19 protein-coding genes are annotated in these 20,771 nt (G+C 70.1%); 13 read left to right on the top strand and 6 right to left on the bottom strand.

Annotated elements, in window-relative coordinates; translation table 11 throughout:
• Window positions 1–3 precede the first annotated feature (3 nt).
• Complete coding sequence (locus ACP2AD_RS16240) at window positions 4–1,170, bottom strand: glycosyltransferase (RefSeq protein ID WP_425231075.1); 1,167 nt, start codon at window positions 1,168–1,170, stop codon at window positions 4–6.
• A gap of 169 nt (window positions 1,171–1,339) precedes the next feature.
• Between ACP2AD_RS16240 and ACP2AD_RS16235 the strand changes: the two genes are divergently transcribed.
• From ACP2AD_RS16235 to ACP2AD_RS16185, 11 genes are all read left to right on the top strand, one after another.
• Entirely contained in the window at window positions 1,340–2,158 is an 819-nt protein-coding gene (locus ACP2AD_RS16235) for a DUF2334 domain-containing protein (RefSeq protein ID WP_425231074.1), read from the top strand.
• Window positions 2,159–2,168: 10 nt separating this feature from the next.
• Complete coding sequence (locus ACP2AD_RS16230) at window positions 2,169–3,101, top strand: hypothetical protein (protein ID WP_425231073.1); 933 nt, start codon at window positions 2,169–2,171, stop codon at window positions 3,099–3,101.
• On the top strand, window positions 3,098–4,354 hold the full coding sequence (locus ACP2AD_RS16225; RefSeq protein WP_425231072.1) for an LptF/LptG family permease: 1,257 nt from the start codon (window positions 3,098–3,100) through the stop codon (window positions 4,352–4,354). The genes ACP2AD_RS16230 and ACP2AD_RS16225 overlap by 4 nt, the downstream gene beginning before the upstream one ends.
• Before the next feature lie 10 nt (window positions 4,355–4,364).
• Complete coding sequence (locus ACP2AD_RS16220; RefSeq protein WP_425231071.1) at window positions 4,365–5,846, top strand: ArnT family glycosyltransferase; 1,482 nt, start codon at window positions 4,365–4,367, stop codon at window positions 5,844–5,846.
• A gap of 71 nt (window positions 5,847–5,917) precedes the next feature.
• Window positions 5,918–6,445 (top strand): DUF2141 domain-containing protein, encoded by a 528-nt coding sequence (locus tag ACP2AD_RS16215; RefSeq protein WP_425231070.1) that lies wholly within the window; start codon window positions 5,918–5,920, stop codon window positions 6,443–6,445.
• Between the two features lie 22 nt (window positions 6,446–6,467).
• The gene (locus ACP2AD_RS16210) at window positions 6,468–7,331 is read left to right on the top strand and encodes a glycosyltransferase family A protein (RefSeq protein WP_425231069.1); all 864 of its coding nucleotides are present in this window, start codon (window positions 6,468–6,470) and stop codon (window positions 7,329–7,331) included.
• A 22-nt stretch (window positions 7,332–7,353) separates the two neighbouring features.
• The gene (locus tag ACP2AD_RS16205; protein ID WP_425231068.1) at window positions 7,354–8,109 is read left to right on the top strand and encodes a ChbG/HpnK family deacetylase; all 756 of its coding nucleotides are present in this window, start codon (window positions 7,354–7,356) and stop codon (window positions 8,107–8,109) included.
• The gene (locus ACP2AD_RS16200) at window positions 8,106–8,672 is read left to right on the top strand and encodes an RNA polymerase sigma factor (protein WP_425231067.1); all 567 of its coding nucleotides are present in this window, start codon (window positions 8,106–8,108) and stop codon (window positions 8,670–8,672) included. The genes ACP2AD_RS16205 and ACP2AD_RS16200 overlap by 4 nt, the downstream gene beginning before the upstream one ends.
• A complete protein-coding gene (locus ACP2AD_RS16195; RefSeq protein WP_425231066.1) occupies window positions 8,669–9,613 on the top strand; it encodes a FecR family protein in 945 nt (314 codons plus the stop codon). Before ACP2AD_RS16200 ends, ACP2AD_RS16195 begins: the two co-directional genes overlap by 4 nt.
• A 46-nt stretch (window positions 9,614–9,659) precedes the next feature.
• Window positions 9,660–11,951 (top strand): TonB-dependent receptor domain-containing protein, encoded by a 2,292-nt coding sequence (locus tag ACP2AD_RS16190; RefSeq protein WP_425231065.1) that lies wholly within the window; start codon window positions 9,660–9,662, stop codon window positions 11,949–11,951.
• A gap of 38 nt (window positions 11,952–11,989) precedes the next feature.
• On the top strand, window positions 11,990–12,733 hold the full coding sequence (locus tag ACP2AD_RS16185) for a nitroreductase (protein WP_425231064.1): 744 nt from the start codon (window positions 11,990–11,992) through the stop codon (window positions 12,731–12,733).
• Here the strand turns inward: ACP2AD_RS16185 and ACP2AD_RS16180 are convergent.
• Genes ACP2AD_RS16180 through ACP2AD_RS16170 form a run of 3 tightly spaced genes read right to left on the bottom strand, consistent with a single transcriptional unit; the run spans window position 12,664 to window position 14,821 of the window.
• The gene (locus ACP2AD_RS16180; protein ID WP_425231063.1) at window positions 12,664–12,849 is read right to left on the bottom strand and encodes a helix-hairpin-helix domain-containing protein; all 186 of its coding nucleotides are present in this window, start codon (window positions 12,847–12,849) and stop codon (window positions 12,664–12,666) included. The genes ACP2AD_RS16185 and ACP2AD_RS16180 overlap by 70 nt on opposite strands.
• A gap of 9 nt (window positions 12,850–12,858) precedes the next feature.
• Complete coding sequence (locus ACP2AD_RS16175; RefSeq protein WP_425231062.1) at window positions 12,859–14,091, bottom strand: tannase/feruloyl esterase family alpha/beta hydrolase; 1,233 nt, start codon at window positions 14,089–14,091, stop codon at window positions 12,859–12,861.
• Entirely contained in the window at window positions 14,066–14,821 is a 756-nt protein-coding gene (locus ACP2AD_RS16170) for a phytanoyl-CoA dioxygenase family protein (protein ID WP_425231061.1), read from the bottom strand. Before ACP2AD_RS16170 ends, ACP2AD_RS16175 begins: the two co-directional genes overlap by 26 nt.
• An 83-nt stretch (window positions 14,822–14,904) precedes the next feature.
• Here ACP2AD_RS16170 and ACP2AD_RS16165 point away from each other — a divergent pair, with 83 nt between their 5' ends.
• Window positions 14,905–15,687 carry a helix-turn-helix transcriptional regulator gene (locus ACP2AD_RS16165; RefSeq protein WP_425231060.1) on the top strand — a complete coding sequence of 261 codons (783 nt, stop codon included), beginning with the start codon at window positions 14,905–14,907 and terminating at the stop codon, window positions 15,685–15,687.
• Between the two features lie 87 nt (window positions 15,688–15,774).
• On the opposite strand, the gene ACP2AD_RS16160 is transcribed toward ACP2AD_RS16165, so the two are convergent.
• Complete coding sequence (locus ACP2AD_RS16160; protein WP_425231059.1) at window positions 15,775–17,067, bottom strand: MGH1-like glycoside hydrolase domain-containing protein; 1,293 nt, start codon at window positions 17,065–17,067, stop codon at window positions 15,775–15,777.
• Between the two features lie 68 nt (window positions 17,068–17,135).
• Window positions 17,136–19,703: a TonB-dependent receptor gene (locus tag ACP2AD_RS16155; protein WP_425231058.1), complete on the bottom strand. Its 2,568-nt coding sequence runs from the start codon at window positions 19,701–19,703 to the stop codon at window positions 17,136–17,138.
• Between the two features lie 143 nt (window positions 19,704–19,846).
• On the opposite strand from ACP2AD_RS16155, the gene ACP2AD_RS16150 reads away from it, so the two are divergent.
• Complete coding sequence (locus ACP2AD_RS16150; RefSeq protein WP_425231057.1) at window positions 19,847–20,749, top strand: LysR substrate-binding domain-containing protein; 903 nt, start codon at window positions 19,847–19,849, stop codon at window positions 20,747–20,749.
• The last annotated feature ends 22 nt before the right edge of the window (window positions 20,750–20,771 follow it).

Below are 20,771 nucleotides of genomic sequence, written 5' to 3'. Positions count from 1 at the left end.
CGCTCAGGCCGCGAGCCGCCGCTCCCCGCGCAGCCTGCCATAGATCGTCAGCAGTTCGGCGAAGTGATCGTCCATCGTCCGGACGCGATCCGACCGCACCGGCCGGTTGCGCACCCCGATGCCCGACGCCGCCGCGATCATCACATCGCGCAGCGCCGCGCCGTCGCCAGCGCGGTAGCGGCGGTCGGCCGGCGAGACGGCGTGATCCGCCGCGCCGCCGCGGTCGGGGACGATCAGCGGCAGCCCGCTGGCGCGCGCCTCGGCCGCGACCATGCAGAAGGTCTCCGCCTCGCAGCCATGGACCAGCGCGTCCGCGCTCGCCATCACGCGCGCCATCTCCGCCCGGTCGCGCACCGCCTCGCCGATCACGACATGCGGCGATCCCGCGGCGCGCATGAGCAGGCTGCGCCGCCCACGGCCGTCACCGACCAGCAGCAGGCCCACCGGCCGCTTCGTCCCCGCCGCCACCGCCGCGTCGATCACCATCCCCCAGCGCTTCTCCGGCGAATAGCGCCCGACGCCGAGCAGCAGCACGCCGTCGGGCCCGAGTCCACAACGCCGCAGCAGCGCCGCGCGCAGGGCGGGATCGTGGTGCCGTGCAGAGAAGGCGCCGGGCTCCACCCCCATCGGGATGGTCGTCGCTCCCGCGATGCCCCCGGCACGCAGCCGCGCGGTCAGATTGTCGCTGGCGCTGACGATCAGGTCATAGCCCTCGTCCAGCCGGCGGAGATGCTCCCAATAGCGTGCGAAGCCGCGATCGATCAGGCTGATGCTCGCCAGCCCCCCGAACCAGCGATAGGCATAGGCTGACATCGGATCGGCGTGCATGATCAACGCGCGGGGCACCGACCCCGGCCAGCGCGCCACCATCGACGCGCTCGCCCAGGGAGAGGATGCCTCGACCATGTCGGGCCGCACCGCATCGAGCGCGCGGTGGAGCACGGCCTCGTTGTGAAAATAGCGGTAGCGCCGGTCGAACGGCAGCGCGGGCGAGGCGAGCCAGTGGATGCGCGCGCCGGGAAACCGCTCCTCGACCTGCGTCCGCGCGCCCGGCGCGATCACCGTCACGTCGTGCCCCGCCGCCGCACCCGCGGCGAGCTTGCGGTCGACATAGGTCTTAACCCCGCCGCCGTGGGGCGTGTAGAAGGCGCAGACGTCGACGATCTTCATGGCCGCACGCTCACGACCGGCGGCAACGGGGCAAAAACGGTCACGACGGCTCCGGACAGATGCGCTTCATGGCTGTGACGACACCGGTCGGCCAGAACCGCACCCGTTTCAATTAAACTTTGGTTCAGCATGCTGCGGGTCATGGCGGTCGGCGGCGTCAGGGATACAGATGAGCGTTTCGACCACCCCCGCTGAACCGGCGCTGACCCGGCGGCTGCTGCTGTCGATCCACGACGTCTCGCCGCGGTTCGAGGACGAGACGGCACGCCTGTATGATCTGTTGCAGCAGGCGTCGGCGGGCGCGCCGGTGGCGATGCTGGTCGTGCCCAATCACTGGGGCGCGGCGCCAATCCGGCCGGGTACCGCCTTCGCGCGGCGGCTGCGGGCATGGGCGGAGGCGGGTACGGAGCTGTTCCTCCACGGCTATTTCCATCGCGACGATAGCGCGCACCGCACCGCCTGGGCGCGGTTCAAGGCGAAGCGGATGACCGCGGGCGAGGGCGAGTTCCTGGGACTTGATGCGGCCGAGGCGGGTGCACGGATCGCCGCGGGGCGGACGCTGATCGAGGATCTGAGCGGGCAGCCGGTGGCGGGGTTCGTCGCGCCCGCCTGGCTGTACGGCGCGGGCGCGAAGCAGGCGCTGGCCGGCGCGCGGCTGCCGCTCGCCGAGGATCACGGCAAGGTTTGGCGCCCGGCCGACGGCGCGGTGCTGGCGCGCTCCCCCGTCATCACCTGGGCGACGCGGACCTGCGCGCGCGAACAATCGTCGCTGGCCGTCGCGACGCTGGCACGGTTGCTGCCCGGACCGCGCGTGATGCGCCTCGGCGTCCATCCTGGCGATGCCGGTTCGGCACGTGTCTGCCGCAGCATCGCCGCCACCATCCGGTCGCTGGCGCGCGGGCGGACGGCCTCGCGCTATCGCGACCTCCTCGCCGACCAGCGAGCGCCGTTACCGGCCGCGCACGCCGTTCCGCATCTCCAGCATTGAGTCACGTCCTTTGAGCACCGCCGCCTATACCCTGGTCGGACCCGCCGACCCGCTTCCCGCCGCCACCGGCAACGCCGCACCCGACTGGCGCGAGCGGCTGGCGACCTGGGCGGGGGCGGCGCTGTCGGTCGCGGTGCTGATCGTCGTCGCGCGCCAACTCGGCGGCGGCGGCATCGCGCGGCTGGCGGAGGCGGCGACCGGCTCGCCCGCTTTTTGGGCGGCGTTCGTGCTCACCTATATGGCGACACCCGCGTGCGACTGGCTGATCTTCCGGCGGTTGTGGCGGCTGCCGGGGACCGGCCTGCTCGCGCTATTGCGAAAGGAGGTCTCGAACGAGCTGTTATTCGGCTATGCCGGGGATGCGCAATTCTACCTGTGGGCGCGACGGCATGTCGCGATGAGCGGCTCGCCCTTCGGCGCGGTCAAGGATGTGGCCGTGCTCTCGGCGGTCGCTGGCAACGTCGCGACCCTGGCGATGATGGCGGCGACCGCACCGATGCTGGCGCACTTCGCCGACCGGCCGGGCGCGGAGGCGTTCGTCGGCTCGGTCGCCGTGGTGGTCGCGATCTCGCTCGCGCTGTTCCTGTTCCGCCGGGCGGTGTTCTCGCTGCCCGCGCGCGAGTTGCGCGCGGTGTTCGCGATCCATTGCCTGCGCATCGCACTGCACATCGGCCTGTCGGCGCTCACATGGCATCTGCTGTTGCCTAGCGTGCCGCTGGCGGCGTGGATGGCATTGGCGACCCTGCGCCAGATGGTGACGCGGCTGCCGCTGGTGTCGAACAAGGACATTCTGTTCGCCGGTCTCGCCACCTTCCTGCTTGGCCGGGCGGGCGGCGTCGCCGACGCGATCGCGACCTTGGCGAGCTTGACGGTGGGCGCGCATCTGCTGGTCGGCGCGGTCGCGCATGCGGCGCAGCTGGCGACACGGGAGGAGCGGGCATGAGCCGAGCGATGGATCGGCTGACCCGCCGGGTTGCGATCTGGCGGCCGGGCGCGATCGACCGCTACCTGTTCCGCCTGGTCGGACTGCGCATGCTGAGCGTGATCGGGGTCGTCGTGACGATCATGACGCTGGAGAATGCGCCGCGGCTGACCGCCGACCTGGAGCATGCCGACATGCCCGGTCGGTTGCTGTGGCGGCTCAGCCTCGATCTGGTGCCCGAACATCTCGCGATCGCGATCCCGGTCGCGGTGCTGGTCGCCGTAGCGTTTTCGGTCAGGACGCTGGCGGGGCGCGGCGAGTGGCAGATGCTGGCGGCGGCGGGGATGTCGCCGGCGCGCGCGCTGGCCGCACCGACGCTGCTGGCGGCGCTGGCGGCGGGGGCGCTGCTGGTCAACGGACTGGCGCTGCGGCCGCTCGGCGAGCGCAGCCTGGACGGGCTCTATACCGAGCTGGTCACCGGCAGCCACGGCGTCGCGGTGCCGCTGCGCGAGCCGGTCCCGCTTGACGCCGACACGACGCTGATGGCGGAGGGCGCCGGCCCTGCCCCGGGCGAGCTGACCGGCGTGCTAGTGCGGCGCGGCGCGACGGTGCTGACCGCGGGCAGCGCCCATATCCAGTCGGACGGACGCGGCCATGTCGCGCTGCTGCTGGGCGAGGGCTCCAGCCTGGAGACGCGCGCCGACGGCTCGACCCAGCGGCTCGCCTTCACCGGCATGATGCTCCACGGCCAGCCGCCGATGCTCGACCTGGTGCCCGGCAATTTGCGCCACCGTCTCGACCGGCTGGGCGGCGCGGGGCTGTGGGCGCTGGCGCATGACGGGGCGGCGGACGCGACGCTGCGCGACGGCGCCGCGGCAGCGCTGCTCGCACGGATCGAGGCGGCGCTGTTCTGCCTGCTGCTGCCATGGCTGGCGGCGGCGGTCGGCGTGCCGCCGCGGCGTCGTGCGGGCGGCGCGGCGATGCTGGTCGGCGTCGTCTTGATCGTCCTCCATCTGCAAACCGCGGCAGTGGTCGAGGACGGTTTCGCCGCCGCCGCGCTGGGTGCCACTGCGGCACATGCGGCGCTGTGGGTCGCAATCACGGCCGGGCTGACGCGGTTCGTGCGGGCGCGGGGCGACGGCGCGATCGACGACGCCATCGCGCGCGCGGTTCCCGCTGTCCGGCGCCTGGTCGCCGTGCTGGCGCCCGTCGCGACCCTGCGGGCGATGCTGGGCCGCCTCCGGCCCGCCATGCTGACTCCCGCCACCCGCTGAAAGGCCGGTGATGCCGGGGAATCGCGCGGCACCCTGGCGTGCGCGCGTACCGGCCGGATGGCGATTATTCGTGCTGCTGCTGGTCTGGGCGGTGATGCTGCGCGCGCGCGATTTCGGCAATCCGATCATCCATGTCGATGAGCAATATTATCTGCTCGTCGGGGACCGCATGCGTCACGGGGCGTGGCCCTATCTCGATCTGTGGGACCGCAAGCCGGTCGGGCTGTTCCTGATCTTCGCCGCGATCCGCCTGCTGCCCGGCGACGCGATCTGGGGGTATCAGCTCGCCGCGACGTTGTTCGCCGCCGTCACCGCCTGGCTGATCGCGCACGGTAGCCGCCGGCTTGGGGCGGGTCCGGCGAGCGCGGCGGTGGCGGGGCTCGCTTACATCCTGTGGCTGTCGCTGCTGAGCGGGCGCGGCGGCCAGTCGCCGGTCTTCTACAACCTGTTCATGGGAGGCGCCGGCGTGCTGACGCTGCGCCTTCCTGATCTCGCGGCGCGACGCGCAGGCGGCGCAATTGCCACTAACGGCATCGCGGCATGTCTGCTTGCGGGACTGGCCGTACAGACCAAATACACCCCCGCCGTCGAAGGCGCGTTCTTCGGCCTCGCGCACATGTGGTACGCGCACCGTGCAGGGATGCGCCCGGTAACGCTGGCGGCGGCGGCGCTGCTATGGGCGAGCCTCGGCCTGTTCCCGACCGCGCTCGCCGCTCTGGCCTACACGCTGCACGGTCCCGCCGCGTTCGATGCCTTCTGGTTCGCCAATTTCACCTCCGTGTCGATGCGTCGCGGTTATCCCGCGATGAAGATCGCCGCGCGGCTGGCGGGGACGGGCGCGCAGCTGCTCCCCTTCGTCGTCGCCGCGGTCGCCATGTGGCGACGCACCCCGCGGCCCCCCGCAGTAAATATCGCGTTCGGCTGGCTGCTCGCGGCGGGCATCGCGTTTGCGATGATCGGCGCGTTCTTCGATCATTACGCCATTCCGCTGATGGTGCCGCTGGCGATGATTGCGGGCGCGGCGCTGCGCGGGGAGATCCGATGGGCGGCGGCGCTGCTCGGCTATGGCCTGATCCTGTTCGTCGCGCGGGTGCTGCTGGTGCCGACCGAGGCGTCATCGGCGCGGTCGGTGGCCCAGGTGATGAAGGCGTATGACGGCAGCGAGTGCCCTTATGTCTTCGCCGGCGATGCCGTGTTGTACCTGCTCGCCGACGCCTGCGTCCCTACCGCCTATGCCTTTCCATCGACGCTCGCCTATGATCCGGAGCGCGGCGCGACGGGCGTCGACGAGGCGGCGGAAGTCCGCCGCATTCTCGCCCGGGGACCGCCGGTGATCGTCACGATGGACGAGCCGATGGCACCGTGGAACCCGCAGACGCAGCCGCTGGTCGCGGCGGTGCTGGCGGCGAAGTATCAGCGCGTCCTCACCGCGCCGCGGGAAGACGCGCATCTGCTTGTCTACGTCCGCCGCGATCGTCTGCATCAGCGCTGACATTTCGATGTGCGGGTCGGCGCGGCCCGCGTCGTCTGATGGTTGAGAAAGTGTTAACCGGGACTATTGCCATGCTTCGTGCCGCGCTCGCCGCCCAGCTCTTCGCCGTCGCCCTGATCGCCCTCACCCATGCCTCGCCAGTGCCCGCGCATGTTCTGGACGAGGACGCCGCCGCCTGTCGCAGCGGCCAGGGACCGGCGATCCAGGTCAACGTCTCCGGCCTGCGCGATCGTTCGGGCGAGCTGTGGGCGGAGCTTTATCCCAACAACGAGGCTGATTTCCTCGCCGACGACACCGCGCTTGTCGCGGCGGGAAAGACCTTTCGCCGTGTCCGCACGCATCCTGCCGCCGCCGGCGCCGCGTCGGTCTGTGTCCGCGTGCCGCATCCCGGCCGCTACGCGCTGCTGCTGCGTCACAACCGGACGGGCCGCGACAGCTTCTCGATGTGGAATGACGGCATCGGCTTTGCCGGCCACCGCGCGATCGGCCGTTCGCGACCGCATTTCGACCAGGCGTCGATCGAGGCGGGTAGCGGCGTCACGGTGATCGGCGTCCAGATGCAGTATCTGCACGGCTTGCGCGGTTTTCAGCCGAGCTGATCGCGACGTCCGGGGCACGCAGATGTATCTTGATCCGGATCGCGCGAGCGGCGCGCTTGTCACCGCGGCGCACGGGCGGCCGTGCTGGACAGTCCTTATCCCGTTCTTCAACGAGCAGGATTATCTCGCCGCGACGATCGCCAGCCTCGCGGACCAGACCGAGCGCTTCGAACTGGTGCTGGTCGATAACGGTTCGACCGACGCCAGCCCTGCCGTCGCGCTCGCCGCCGTGCAGGCGCACGGCCTCCCGGTGCGGCTGATCACCGAGCGGCGCCCGGGCAAGGTGTCCGCGCTCGCCGCCGGGCTGGCGGCGGTGGGCACCCGCTACGTGGCGACCTGTGACGCCGACACCATCTATCCTGCGGGTTATCTGCGCGAGGCGGGGCGGCTGCTCGCCCGCGCCGGCTGCGTCGCCGCGGGCGCGTTCTTCGTTGCACCCGGCGCGTCCGCTGCAGCTTGCAGAGTGGAATCGGTGAAGATCGTCGCCGCGGGTGCGCTGCTGCCGCGTCTGTGCCATGCGGGCGGGGCGGGCCAGTGCTTCGACACCGCCGCGCTGCGCGCAGCGGGCGGCTTCGATCCTATGGTCTGGGACTTCATCCTCGAGGATCACGAGGTCTTCCACCGCCTGCTCGCCCGCGGCACGATGCTATACTCGCACGCGTTATGGTGCGTGCCCTCGCCGCGCGATCGTGACCGGCCCCAGACGCGCTGGCAGCCGCTCGAACGCCTGTTCTATGTCGCCGCGGGGCTGGGCGCGGGCGACTGGTTCTTCTACCGCTTCCTCGCCGGGCGGCTGGCGCGGCGGCGGCTGATGAGCAGGGAGTTGCGGGAACGTGGCGGCGAGACCGGAAGCTTCGCGACAGCCGCACCTCATCCTGTGTGCTGATGATTTCGCCCTGTCGCACGGGGTGAGCGAGACGATCGCGGACCTCCTCGGCGCGGGCAAGCTTAACGCGACCAGCTGCATGACGACCATGCCCGGCTGGCCCGCCGATGCCGCCCTGCTGCGCCGGATCGACAGGCCCGCGCAGATCGGGCTCCATCTGACGCTGACCGGCGAGCGGCCGCTGACGGCGACGCCGATGCTGGCGCCCGACGGCGTGCTGCCCCGCATCGATCCGCTGACCTGGGCGGCGATGCGCGGACGGTTGCCGCTGGCGGAAATCGCGGCGGAGGTGGCGGCGCAGTTCGATGCCTTTGCGGCCGCGATGGGCCGCGCGCCCGACTTCGTCGACGGCCACCAGCATGCGCATGCACTGCCCGGTGTGCGTGACATCGTGCTGGCGGAGACGGCGCAGCGTGCACCCGATGCCTGGCTGCGCGATTGCACCGACACCGTGGCGGGCATGCTGGCGCGACCGTTCCGCGGCAAGGCGATTGGCAGCGCCTTCCACTCCCGCGGCTTCGCCCGCGCCGTCGCAGCACATGGTCTACGCTGCAATGACGGCTTTTCCGGGCATTATGATTTCGCCGGCGATTACGGCGCGCTCTTTCCCCGCTTCCTCCGCCGCCCGGGCGCGGTCCACCTCGTCATGTGCCACCCTGGCCGTGATGCGCCGGCGGGAGACGCCATCGCCGCGGCGCGGGTTGTCGAGGCGGAGGCGCTCGGCACGCTGCCGGTCGTGGCGGTCGCGGCGGCGGCGGGGCTGGTCTTCGCCGCGTGACGTCGCCGGAAGAAGGTGCGGGCGGCCTGCGCGCCGTCTTCCTGGCCGAACGCCCGATGCTGTTGCGCCTGCTGGCTGCGCGGCTCGGCAGCCGCGAAGAGGCGGAAGACGCGTATCAGGACCTCTGGCTCAAGCTCGACGGACTGGCCGACCAGCCGATCGCGCAGCCCGCCGCCTTTCTTTACCGCACCGCCGCCAACGCTGCGACCGATCGCCGCATCGCAGCCGCGCGCCGCACCGCGCGCGACACCGGCTGGCTGGAGGTGCAACCCGGCGCCGGCGAGCTGCCCGACGCGGAGCGCATCCTGGTCGCGCGCGACGAAATGCGCAGCGTCCAGGCTGTGATCGACGCCATGCCCGATCGGATGGCGACCGCACTGCGCCTATTCCGCATCGACCGTCGCCCCCAGCGCGAAATTGCCGATGAACTGGGGATCAGCGTCAGCGGCGTTGAAAAACTGCTGCAGCGCGCGATGCGGATAATTCACGATCGGGTGCAGGCACATGCTGCGGATATGCCCGCACCGCGTCGTCAGGATAGCGGAGGGGATCAAAACCCGTGACGACCGATGCGACGATTGTCGACCAGGCGATCGCCTGGCAGCTGCGCCAGGACAGCATGGCTGCGTCCGATTGGCCGGCGTTCATCGCCTGGCTGGAGGATAATGCGCACGCCGCGGCCTTCGATCTGGTGGCGCGGACCGATCGGCTGCTGGCGGAGGTTCGCTTCCCCGCGGTGGAGCCGTTGCTGGTCGCGGCGAATGATGACGCACCGGCGGCGCGCCGCTGGTGGTGGGCGGCGGGCGGGACGGGCATCGCCGCCGCCCTGGCGCTTGCGGTGCTGCCGCTGCCGGTCGCGACCGGCGGCGGCCAGGTCTATGCGACGCGCGACGGTGGACATCGCACGGTCGCCCTCGCCGACGGGTCGGAAATCGCGATGAACGGCGGCACCGCGATCACGGTCGACCGGGGCGGCCGTTCGGCGCAGCTCGATCGCGGTGAGGTGATGCTGCGTGTCGCGCACAACCCCGCCGCCCCGTTCGTGCTGCGCGCGGGCGACCAGACCATCCGCGATCTCGGCACGCGCTTTGACGTGGCGCTGACCGGGCGCACGCTGGTGATAGCGGTCGCCGATGGCTCTGTCGGCCTGCAGGGTACAGACCGGTCGGTGGTGCTGCAGCGTGGCGACGCGCTGACGATCGACCGCCGCACCGGTGCGGCGCTGCGCGCGGCGGTCGCGCCCGCCACCGTCGGCGGTTGGCAGGCGGGCGTGCTCAGTTTTGACGGTGTGCCGCTCGACGACGTCGCCGCCGCGCTGCAACGGCGGCTGGGAACCCAGGTGACAATGGCGGGCGACTTGTCGCTGCGGCCGTTTACCGGCATACTCCGCCTTTCGGGAACAGCCGAGCGCGATGTACCGCATCTGGCCGGGTTGATCGGGGCGACATGGCGGCGTGACGGCAAGCGGTGGGTTCTGTCGGAGGATAATAGGACACCGCGCTGACCTGACCGCGGCCGCGCTGATTGCCATCATGGCGGCAGGGGCGGGCGTGCCCTCGCCCGCGGCCGCGCAGGCTCCCGTCGCCGTCTCGCTGCCCCCGACGACGCTTGATCTCGCGCTGATGACGCTGAGCCGCGCGGCCGGGGTTGACATCATCAGTACCGAACCGGGCTTGCGCCAGGTGCGCACCCGCGCCGTGGCGGGGCGATTGACGGTGCGGGTGGCGCTGGAACGGCTGCTCGCGGGCACCGGATTCCGCGCCGTGTCGGTGCCCGGTATCGGCTTTCGCATCGTGCCGGCGCCGGTCGCGCACGCCCGGCCGCGCGCCGCGCCGCCGCCGCAGGTCGCGACCGGCGACGTTGTCGTCACCGCCAGCAAGCAGCGCATCACGCTCCTCGCCTATCCCGGCACGCTGACGCGGCTGGCGGGAGCCCCGACGCTGCCCGGGGGGGCGGCCGCGGCGCCCAGCGATCTCGCCCGCATCCTGCCGGTGATGCAGAGCACGCAGCTCGGCCCCGGCCGCAACAAGGTGTTCATCCGCGGCGTCGCCGACAGCAGCTTCAACGGCACCACGCTGTCGACGGTCAGCGTCTATCTGGACGACGTCCAGCTCAGCGCGTCGGGTCCCGATCCCGGGCTGCGGCTGTACGACCTGCGCAGCGTCGAGGTGATGGAGGGGCCGCAGGGTACGCTGTACGGCGCCGGCAGCATCGGCGGTGTCGTGCGTCTGAGCTCCAATCCGCCTGATCTCGGGCGCGTCGAGGCATCGATCGATGCCGGGGTGAGCGCCATTCGATCGGGGGAGCCCGGCGGCGACCTGGCAGCGATGCTCAACCTGCCGCTGGCGGACGATCGGCTGGCGGTGCGCGCGGTCGGTTACGTCGTGCATGACGGCGGCTATCTCAACGACGCCAGCCGCCGGGTGCGCCACGTCAACGACAGCGATACGGCGGGCGGACGGGTCAATCTCGCCTGGGCGCCCGGCGACGGCTGGCACATCGAAGCGGGCGGGGCGCTGCAGGCGGTGCGCGCGCGCGACGGTCAATACGCGCAGGCCGGCGTCGGTCCGCTGACCCGGCGCGCCGTCATCGCTCAGCCGTTCGACGGCGACTTTCACTTCGGCCGCGCCGTGATCGAAAAGACCTGGGACAGCGACCTGCACTTCGTCGCGGCGACCGGCGTCTCCGCCTACGATACGTCGGAGGTGTTCGACGCCACGCCGGCCGGGACGTCGCCCACTGTCACGTCGCACGTCGATACCACCAAGCTGCTGCTGTCGCAGGAGCTGCGGCTGTCGCGCTCGACGGCGAGCGGCCGTTCGTGGCTGATCGGTGCGACGCTGATCGACGACCGCTCGGTGCTGTTCCGCTCGGCCGGATCGCTGGGCAGCGAGGCCGACATTATCGGCGTGCGCAACGTCACGCGCGCGGGCTCGGCGTTCGGAGAGGGGACGGTGACGTTCTTCCGCGATCTGTCGGTCACGCTGGGCGCGCGCTACACCATCGCCCGCGTCGACAGCGAGCCGTCGCAGATCCCGCGTGCCGCCCCCTATGTCAAAGGCCAGAAGACCAGCCGTGTCGATCCCACCGTCGCGTTGTCGTGGCGGGTCGCGCCCGGGCTGGCGGTGTTCGCGCGGCATCAGACCGGGTTCCGCACCGGTGGACTGGCGGTCGCCCGCGGGGTCGGCCGTGTCGCCAATTTTGAGGCCGACTCGATCAACGTCAACGAGATCGGGCTGCGCCGCCTGAAGAGTTCGCCGCGCAGTGTCCAGCTGTCGCTCAGCGTGTCGGACGCGCACTGGCGAGACATCCAGGCCGATCTGCTCAGCCGCCGCGGTCAGCCCTATACCGCCAATATCGGCGACGCGATCATCCGCGGCGTTGAGGCCGCGTTCGACTGGCAGCCGATCGCCGGGCTGAGGCTCGCTGGATCGGGGCTCTATACCGCCAACATGGTCACCGGCGCGATCGCCGCGCAGTCGCAGCGGAGCAACCGGCGCCTGCCCGAAACGCCTGCGCTGGCCGGCTATGCGGAGGTCAGCTACGCGCTGCCCGGCGCGCGCCGCTACGCGCCGAGCATGACGGCAACGCTGACCTATGCCGGACCATCGGTGCTCGGCACGGGCGACCTGCTCGACATCCGCCAGGGCGGCTACGTGCTCGCCAGCGCCGCCGCGGGGCTGCGCCGCGGCCGCTATGCGGTGTCGCTGCGCGTCGATAACCTGCTCGACAGCCGCGCCGACCGTTTCGCCTTTGGCAACCCCGCCGGCTTCGCGCTGCGCGACCAGCGCACGCCGCTGCAGCCGCGGACGCTTCGGATGTGCTTTTCCTCTGCCTGGTAGTCTGTTCAGCGCCGCGGCCCGGCGATAGGGCGCGGGGCATGGACTTTGACGACGTCATCCTCGGCCGCCGCAGCATCCGCGGCTACAAGTCCGATCCCGTGCCGCGCGCGCTGATCGAGGAGGTGCTGACGCTGGCGATGCGCGCGCCGTCATCGATGAACACGCAGCCCTATCATTTCTACGTCATCACCGGCGCGGCGCTCGACCGCATCCGCGCGGGCAACACCGAGCGCATGGTTGCGGGCGTGCCGCAGAGCCGCGAGTTCCGCACCGGCACGGCGTTCGCGGGGTCGCATCGTGAGCGCCAGATCGGCGTTGCCAAACAGCTCTTCACCGCGATGGGCATCGCGCGCGACGACGCCGCGGCGCGGCAGGATTGGGTGCTGCGCGGCTTTCGCCAGTTTGACGCGCCGGTCTGTGTCATCATCACCTATGATCGTGACCTCGCGGACAGCGACGACACCGCGTTCGACTGCGGCGCGGTGGCGACCGCGCTGGTCAACGCCGCCTGGTCGCGCGGGCTGGGCGCGGTGATCAACAGCCAGGGCATCATGCAGTCGCCGGTGGTGCGCGAGCATGCCGGCATCGCCGCCGATCAGGTGATAATGAAGAGCATCGCGCTTGGCTGGCCCGACGACGGCTTCGCTGCCAACGCGGTAGTGTCGGAACGCCGGCCGGTCGGCGAGACGGCCGTGTTCGTCGGCTTCGACGGTCAGAGCGGCGAAAGGTCGGCTGCGGCGGCGTCCCATTTGCCCACCAGCCCCGGCACCTCGTCGAGCTGACGCAGCGCGGTGAAGCGTCCGCGTTCCTCCCGATAGCGCACGATCTCATATCCGTGGCCTTTCAGCGCGGGCAGCGCATCGAACTCGGCGGCGGTGGCGGTGTTCACGTCGATCATCGCGGTGCGCTACAACCGCGCGGGCGACAGCACCACCATCTGCGTCGCGTCACCCGGTCGGGTCGCGATCAGCCGCGCCGGCGCGCGCCCCCGCTCGACCCATGCTTCCAGCGCGCGGCGGACGTCATGCTCGGCGTCGTCTGCGCCCGTGGGGGCGGGGAGCGACTGGCCGATTGCGTGCGGCGCGTCGCCGCCCTGGCAGTGCTCCATGCCCGGCACCATGAACAGCCGGTAGAAACCCGCGCGTGCACCGGCCGATCGCGCATCGCTGACTGCAAAGCCGGACGGCAGCACCGGGTCGGCTGTTCCGAAATAGGACAGCACCCGGCCGCCTCTCGCCGCGAACGCGCGCAGCGGTCCAACCGCGAACAGCCGCTCGGCCCAGGCGGGCGGCGTGGCCGCGTCCCATAGTGACGGCGCTTGCGCGACGAACGCCGCCTGTGTGCCGGTTGCCGCGTCGCGGTTGTAGATCCACTGCCCCCACGCTGCGGCGCTGGCGTGGCGCAGCGGGTAGCCTGCGCGCTCGATCGCCGCGACGCCGCCGCGCTGTGCGGGCGTCAGGCCGCTCGTGTCGTGGCGGGCGATTATCGTCGCCAGCTGCGCCGCTTCGATCCATGCTCCCGGGCGCGCCAGTGCTGCATGGATCGCCGCGAACCCCCGCTGCCGCACCGTCCAGCGCGTCGCGGGTGCCCCCGCGATCACCCCGTCCCAGTCGCCGGGCCAGCGCGCCGCCGCCACCAGCGCCTGCCGCCCGCCATAGGAACAGCCCATGAAGTACCGCCGCCGCGCATCTTGCCCGTAATAGGCCCGGGTCAGCACCCGCGCGGCGTCGCTGGTGATCCTAATCGAGCGCCACGCATAGTCCTCCACAAGGTCGCGCCGTCCAATCGCCCAGCCCGCCTCGAACCCATTGCCCGTGTGACCTGTGTCGGTCGCTGCCGCCACGTCGCCGCGCGCCGCCGCCGCGGCGAGCGTCGGGCGATCGACATGGCCCGCAAAACCACCATTGCCCATCTGATAGTAACGCCCGCTCCACCGCGCCGCAGGCGGCAGCCATATCTCGATCCCGATCCGCGCCGCCGGCCGCGGCCGTGCAACCGCGGCAACGCGGCACAGCGTTCCCTCCTGAACGGCCTCGGTGATCGTCAGCGTCGGCGAATGCAGCCGCGCAAGGTCGGCGCACGCCGCCGGCGCGGCATGCAGCAGCAGCGCCGCCTTAAGCAGCCTTGCTCTCCCACGCAAAGGCGAACTGCCCCGCGGTCGGGTCGACGCCCACCAGCATCATCCCCTGGCCGCGGCTGCCATGCCCTTCCTTGAGCGGCGGATCGGCGGGGTCGCGCAGCTGCACCAGCAGCGTGGTCCGCGGCTCCTCCGACACATTCAGCCCCGACCCGTGCGCGAGCAGGTAGGAAAAGAAGATCGCATCCCCCGCCTTTGCCTCGATCGGCAGCGCCCCGCCGAGCGGGAACTCGGCTTCGGACAGATGGTGATCGCTGCCTTCGAACGGCAGCGGCCCACGTTTGTGACTGCCGGGATAAACACGCAGGCAACCCTTCGCGTCCGGCGCGTCGTCGAAATGGAAGATGACCGCGATCATCGAATGATCGCGATGCGGGAAATAGGGAAAGTCCTGATGCATCGGAAAGGGCGAGCCCTTTTCCGGCGGCTTCACGAACATCTTGGTGTGGTGGAGCTGGACGTTCGGGCCGATGATGTCCCGCGCCACCCCGGTCAGCCGGTCGTCGACCAGCAGCCGGGTGAACGCCGCCGATCGGAACTGCACGTCGTGGCAGTGCGTCAGCTGGGTGCCGCCCTTCACGCTCGACCAGGTCGCATCGCGCGCTGCCGTGGTGGCGGCGATGGCATGCACCTCCGTGCGATAGGCCGCCGCCTCGCCGGGCGTCAGAAAGCCGGGCAGGTGGATGAAGCCCTGCTCCCGATAAAAGGCCTGTTGTTCCGCGGTCAGCCGCATCGTGCTTCTCCTTGCCGCTGCCATGCGTCCGCGACGCGGGCCTTGCCACTGCTGGCGGCGATCGCCATGGTACAAAAACGCATATGACTGAAATTATGATCCCCGTCGATCGGTCGCCCGCCGTCCGGCTGGCCGGGCGTTTTGCGCTCGCAGATCGCGGGTTCGAGACGCGCTATCTGGGCGGGGCGCACGCGCTCCACCTCCACGATTACGCGGGGCAAATGCGGCTGGCGGGGGTGGAGATTGCGCTCGCGCCCGGCGACGTGACGCTGAGCCCGGCGGGGCTGGCGACCAGTTACCACCTGCCCGCTGCGGGACGACACTGGGTGGTGCATTTCACGACGTCGGCGCGAGCAGACGGCGCGCTGAAGCTGCCGCTCCACCTCCCTGACGCCGCCGCCGCGCGCGAGCGGTTCGCGGAGGTTGCGTCGCTCCACGCCCGCGCCGATCCGCTCGGTCGCGCACGGGCGGCGGCGGCGTTGCTGCAGCTGCTGCTCTGGCTCGGCGACCGCGACCGCCCCGCCGACGATCCGGCCGAACGCGCCGCGCGCGTCATCGACACGCGCTTCGCCGAGCCGCTGACCGTCGCCGTCATTGCCGACGCCGCGCGGGTCGGACCGGCGCATATGGCGCGCGTGTTCCGCCGCCGCTTTGGCGTGACAGTGCCCCATCGCCTGCTCCAGCGCAGGGTCGAGCATGCCCGCTACCTGCTCGAAGCGACCGACCTGCCGGTATGGCGTGTCGCCGAGCGCGTCGGCATTCCGGATGCCCAGCATTTCAACAAGACGGTGCGGCGGCTGACCGGCATGAGCCCGAGCCAAATCCGCGCCCGGACGGCGGGGGCGCTGGTCGATCCGGATCGGTAGCGCAAAAAAAAACGCCATGCCAAAGCCGCGCCGTTGGTCGGGAGCGTTTCGCTTCCCGCCCGCCGGGCTCGGCGGTCTCGTCCGCAGCTACACTGCGGACCTGTCGCCAGCGACCCAGGCCAGCCAGATCGCCGCCGTCCAGCTGAAGTCGTCCCCGCCGCTGCCGGTGCCGTCGACGGGGCTGAACGCCTCGTAGAAGCCGTTGCGCGCGATCAGGTCCAGCGTGTCGCGCTTCACCCGCGCGGCGGGCTCGGCGTGCCCCGTCTCGGCCAATCCGGTGCCGATCATCCAGTTGACCACCGCCCATACCGGCCCGCGCCAATAGCGGATCATCTGGAAACCAGGGTCGGCGGGGTCGAGGCTGGGCATGAGATACGGCACGCGCGCGCCGATCCGGGCCAGATGCGCCAGCGTCGCCGCGTCCTTCGCCGGATCGCGCAGCCCCGCATAGAAGCTGAGGAACGAGGCGCTCGTCACGAACCCGGAACGCCGCCCGGTCAGCAGGTCGCGCGAGCACCAGCAGCCGTGCGCCTCATCCCACAGCCAGCCGATCCCCGCCTCCGCGCGCGCAATCCATGCGGCGATCGCGCCCGTGTCGCGGCCCAGCATCGCGCCAAGGTCGCGCAGGTCGCGGTTGGCGCGGAGCAGGATCATGCTCATGCCGACATCCGCGACCCTGAACGGATTGCCTGCGGCGATGGCATGATGATCCCAGCCCTGTGCGCGGCCGTACTGCACCAGCGCCAGATAGCGGTCATATTCCAATTTGGTCGGCCGCATCTTGGCGTCGAGATGGCCGGTATCGCGGCGGACATAGTCGCCGACCTTCGAGACGTCGATCGGCTCACCGGGCGCATCCCATTCGGGTGAATTATCGCGCCCCGTCTCCCAAGGATGCATCGCAACCACAACGCCGCGCCCCTCCGGATCGCGGACCTCCGCGAACCAGCGGTGATAGGCGAGCAGCTGATCATACAACCGCTCCACCCGCGACCAAAAGGCATCGCCCTCGCCCGCCGCAAGGGCCGTGTCCCAAAGCCGCCGCACGACCGTCGCCGCGACCGGCGGCTGCGTAATGCCGGAAGTGCGCGGCTCGCGGCCCGTGTCCCACACCGACGGACCGGGAAAATAGCCCGCATCGTCGGCCCAAAAGACGATATGGGGCACAAATCCGTCCTGCCATTGCGCGCTGAACAGCGTCTCCACCTCCTGCCACGCGCGCACCCGATCGAAGGTGTCGAAGCCGAGCGCAACGAATGCGGAATCCCAGTTCCACTGAAAGGGATACACGCGTCCGTTGGGGACAGTGTAGCGGCCGCCCGGCCCCTGGCGGTCGTTGCCCCGCAGGATTGCGCGCGCGGCGTCGGTGAGATCGGTCATGGACGGCCCTGAAAACAAAACAGGCGGGCGCTCCCGCTGGAGGCGCCCGCCCAGGGGAGGAAGGTCGTTCAGAAGTTGAAGCTGACGCGCCCCGTCACCCGGCGCGGCAGCACCGGGCGGCCGACGAAATATGCACCGCCGACGGTCTGGTTGGCGTCCTGCCGTGGCGAGCCTTCGGTAGCGGCGTCCTCGTTGAAGACGTTGAAGACGTTGACGCCGACGCGGACATGCCGGTCGCCCATCACGCGCAGCTTCACGCCCGCGTCGAGATTGGCGACGTACCAGCCGTTGAGCCTGATCTGGTTGGTGTTCGCCGTGAAGTTGTCGCCGGTATAATTCGCGAAGAACGACACATCGAACGTGCGATCGTCATAATAGAGCCCGGCATTGTAGAGGAAGTCGGGCTGGCGCTCCAGATCGCGGCCGATCACCGCCGTGTTGGGCGACGGTATGTTGTTCACCAGCGCCTGGCTTTGCGTATAGCGCGCATTCTGCAGCGTCAGATTGCCGTTGAAGTGCAGGTTGCGCATCAGCCGCAGGTCGAATTCGCCCTCCATGCCCCAGCTGCGCGTCGCGACCAGATTGACCGCCTCGGTGAAGCCGCCCAGCCCATTGTTGATGAACAGCACCTGTCGCCGGTTCTTGAGGTTGGTGTAGAAGGCGGAGACGGTGAAGTTGAACCAGGGCTGGTCGACCTTGATGCCGCCTTCGACCTGCTTGATGATCTCGCCGTCATAGCTGGCGGTGCCCGGCGCCACCGTCACCGTCGCCGCCGTGGTGGTGGGCTGGAAACCCACCGCGCGGATTTCCGGAAAGAAATAGCCGCGGCTGCCGTTCACGTAGAGGCTGACGCGATCGGTCAGCTTGTAGAGCGCGCCCGCCGCGACCGCCCATTCGGTGGTGTGGACATTGCCGGTCAGAAAGCCGCCGGTGCCGTAGTTGACGGTGTTGAGCTCGGTCGACTGTCCGGCCAGCACCACCGGGATGGTGGTGGCGTTGCGCTCGCGCCGGATCGAGCCGTTAAGGTGTTCGACCCGTGCGCCGATGTCGAAGTTGAAACGGTCGCCGATCTTCATCTGGTCGGCGAAGTACCCGGCATAGCGCTCCACCTGATGATAGTTGTTGGTGTAGGTGCCGGCCGGGCTTTCGTTCAGCACGCCGCCGCGTGAGATGACCGTGCCGTTCGCGGTCAGGCTGACCAGCCGCGGCTCCTCATTCAGTTCGGCGAGATAGGTCGTCGTCACGTCGAAGTCGCGCGCCCACGCATTGGCGTAGAAGCCGCCCAGTGTCACCGCATGCTCGATCGAGCCGGTGCCGCCGTTCCACGTCAGGTTCAGCTCGCCGGTATAATCGTGGTTTGGCCGGTAGCGGTCGGTGAACCGGTTTGCGAACAGCAGGGCATTAGCAGGCAGCACCGTCGTCGTGCCGGCATAGGTGAAGGTCGAATTCGCGGGTGTCGCCCCGGCCAGCTCGACATAGGCGGCGCGGCGCGTCGTGTTGCTGAGGAACGCAGCCTGCGTCTCGGGCACGTTGACCAGCCCGTCGCCGTCGGACCACAGCCCGAAGCGCGTCGCGTACTGCGAATATTTGCCGCGGCCGTTCAGCCCGAAGCCCGAGTCCCCGAAATGCGTGTCGAAGGCGAGCGCGACCTGCCCACCCTTGGCGGTCACGCCATCGGTGATGTGGGTGGTGAACGTGCCGCCCGGCACCGCATAGCTGATCCCGGCGGCGGCGGGGGTGATGACCTGATAGACCAGGTTGCCGTCGTTGCCGCGGACCCGGCTGCGGTCGGCGCCGTTGAGCGGGATCGGCAGGTAATACTGATCCTTGTCGTCGATCCACTGACCCGACAGCGTGATCGAGTTGCGGCCGCCCCATTCGTATTTGAGGTTGCCGCGGACCTGATAGCCCTTGGTCGGCAGGCCGGTGCGGACCGGGCCGTCATCGTGCCGATACCAGCCCGACACCGCGAAGTAGAAGCCGTTGCCGAGCGGCCCGCTGATCGCGAGATCGCCCCGGTAACGCCCGCGCTCCGCCACCTCGACCTGCGCCGTGCCGCGCAGCTCGTCGCCGCCGGTGCGGCTGATATAGTTGATCAGGCCCGCGACCGAACCGGGTCCGAACAGGTTGGACACGCCGCCGCGGACGAACTCCAGCCGGTCAATACCCAGGTCGTTGCGGTAATAGACGTCATAGGCCGACGAATTGAGGCCGAAGGAGGAGAGAACGGGTATGCCGTCATATTCCAGCGGCGTGAACTGATACTGGCCGCCCGACGGCAACCCGCGGACGAAGACATTGGCCGCGACCTCGCCGCCGCCGCCGTCCGCCTTGATCGTCGGGATGGTGTTGAGGATGTCCGCCTGGTTGATCGCGCTGGTCCGCTGCAACTGCTGCGCATCGAGCGAGGTGACCGCCAGCGGCGTGTCGAGAGCGCGCCGCGCGACGCTGGTCGCGGTGACGATGATGTCAGATTGCGCGCTCTGCGCGGGGGCGTCGTCGGGGGTGCCGACGGGGACCGGCGCGGTGCTGGTCTGGGCCGCGCCCTGCGCCATCTGGGCATAAGCGGGCGGTGCGAACGCCAGGGCCGTGCCCCCCAGCAGCGCGAGGCGCAGCGCGGCGGTGCGATGTGTCATCATGGTTCCTCCCCTTCGCTCGGGCCGCGTTGACACGTGCCTCGATCATGCCGGAAGCGTGATGGCCGGGAGCTTCCACCGGAAGCCCGGTTGCGCGCAACGGACTGTTGCCCGCCTGGCAACGGTGGACTAGCCTGCCCGCTATGCTCGACCTCGGCGACCTGATGGTGTTCACCAAGGTGGTCGAGACCGAAAACCTGACGCGCGCTGGGCAGCAGCTCGGCCTGCCCAAATCAACCGTCAGCCGGCGGCTGTCGCGGCTGGAGGAGCATTTGGGCGTCCAGCTGCTCCACCGCACGACCCGCGCGGTGACGGTGACGCAGGACGGCGCCACCTTTTTCGATTATTGCCTGCGATCGATGGGGGTGCTGCGCGACGGCGAACGCGCGCTCCAGAACCAGCGGGCGACGCCACAAGGCGTAGTCAAGATCGCGGTTCCCTATGTCCTCGGGCAAAGCCTGATCGGACCGTTGCTGGCGCGTTTTCTGCAGCAATTTCCCGACGTCCGCCTGGTTAGCGTGCTCAGCGACGATGCGGTCGGGCTGTTGCGGTCGGGCTTTGACGTGGCACTGGCGGTGGGACCGTTCGCCGACAGCGGGCTGATCGCCGTAAAACTCGGCGCGACCGGCTGCGGCGCGTTCGGCGCGCCGGGCTATTTCGAGCGTGTCGGCATGCCGCAAAGCCATGCCGAGCTGCCGCGCTTTGACCTGCTCGCCGCGGGCACGGTCGACCGCCGCCACCGTTGGAGCCTTCATTCCGCCGACCATGAGGTGCAGGTCGAGTTCACGCCCAGACTGCTCTGCAACGACCTGATCCTGCTGCGCCAGGCAGTGCTGAGCGAGCTTGGCATCGCCAGTCTGCCGGCCTTTCTGTGCAAGCGCGATCTGGCGGAGGGGCGACTGGTCGAGGTGCTGCCAGGCTGGCAGGCGGCGGACATGCAGTTCTTCGCGCTGTTCGCCGATCCGAAGGGCGTGCCGGTGCGGGTCCGGACGCTGATCGACTTTCTGGTCGAGCATCTCCGCCCGACATTGAGCTGGGAGCTTTGATCTCGTTGTCACCCGCCGGCAG

This window comes from Sphingomonas sp., from assembly GCF_965248875.1.
In the GTDB taxonomy this organism is placed as follows: domain Bacteria; phylum Pseudomonadota; class Alphaproteobacteria; order Sphingomonadales; family Sphingomonadaceae; genus Sphingomonas.
This window is presented reverse-complemented; position numbering and strand designations above follow the sequence as displayed.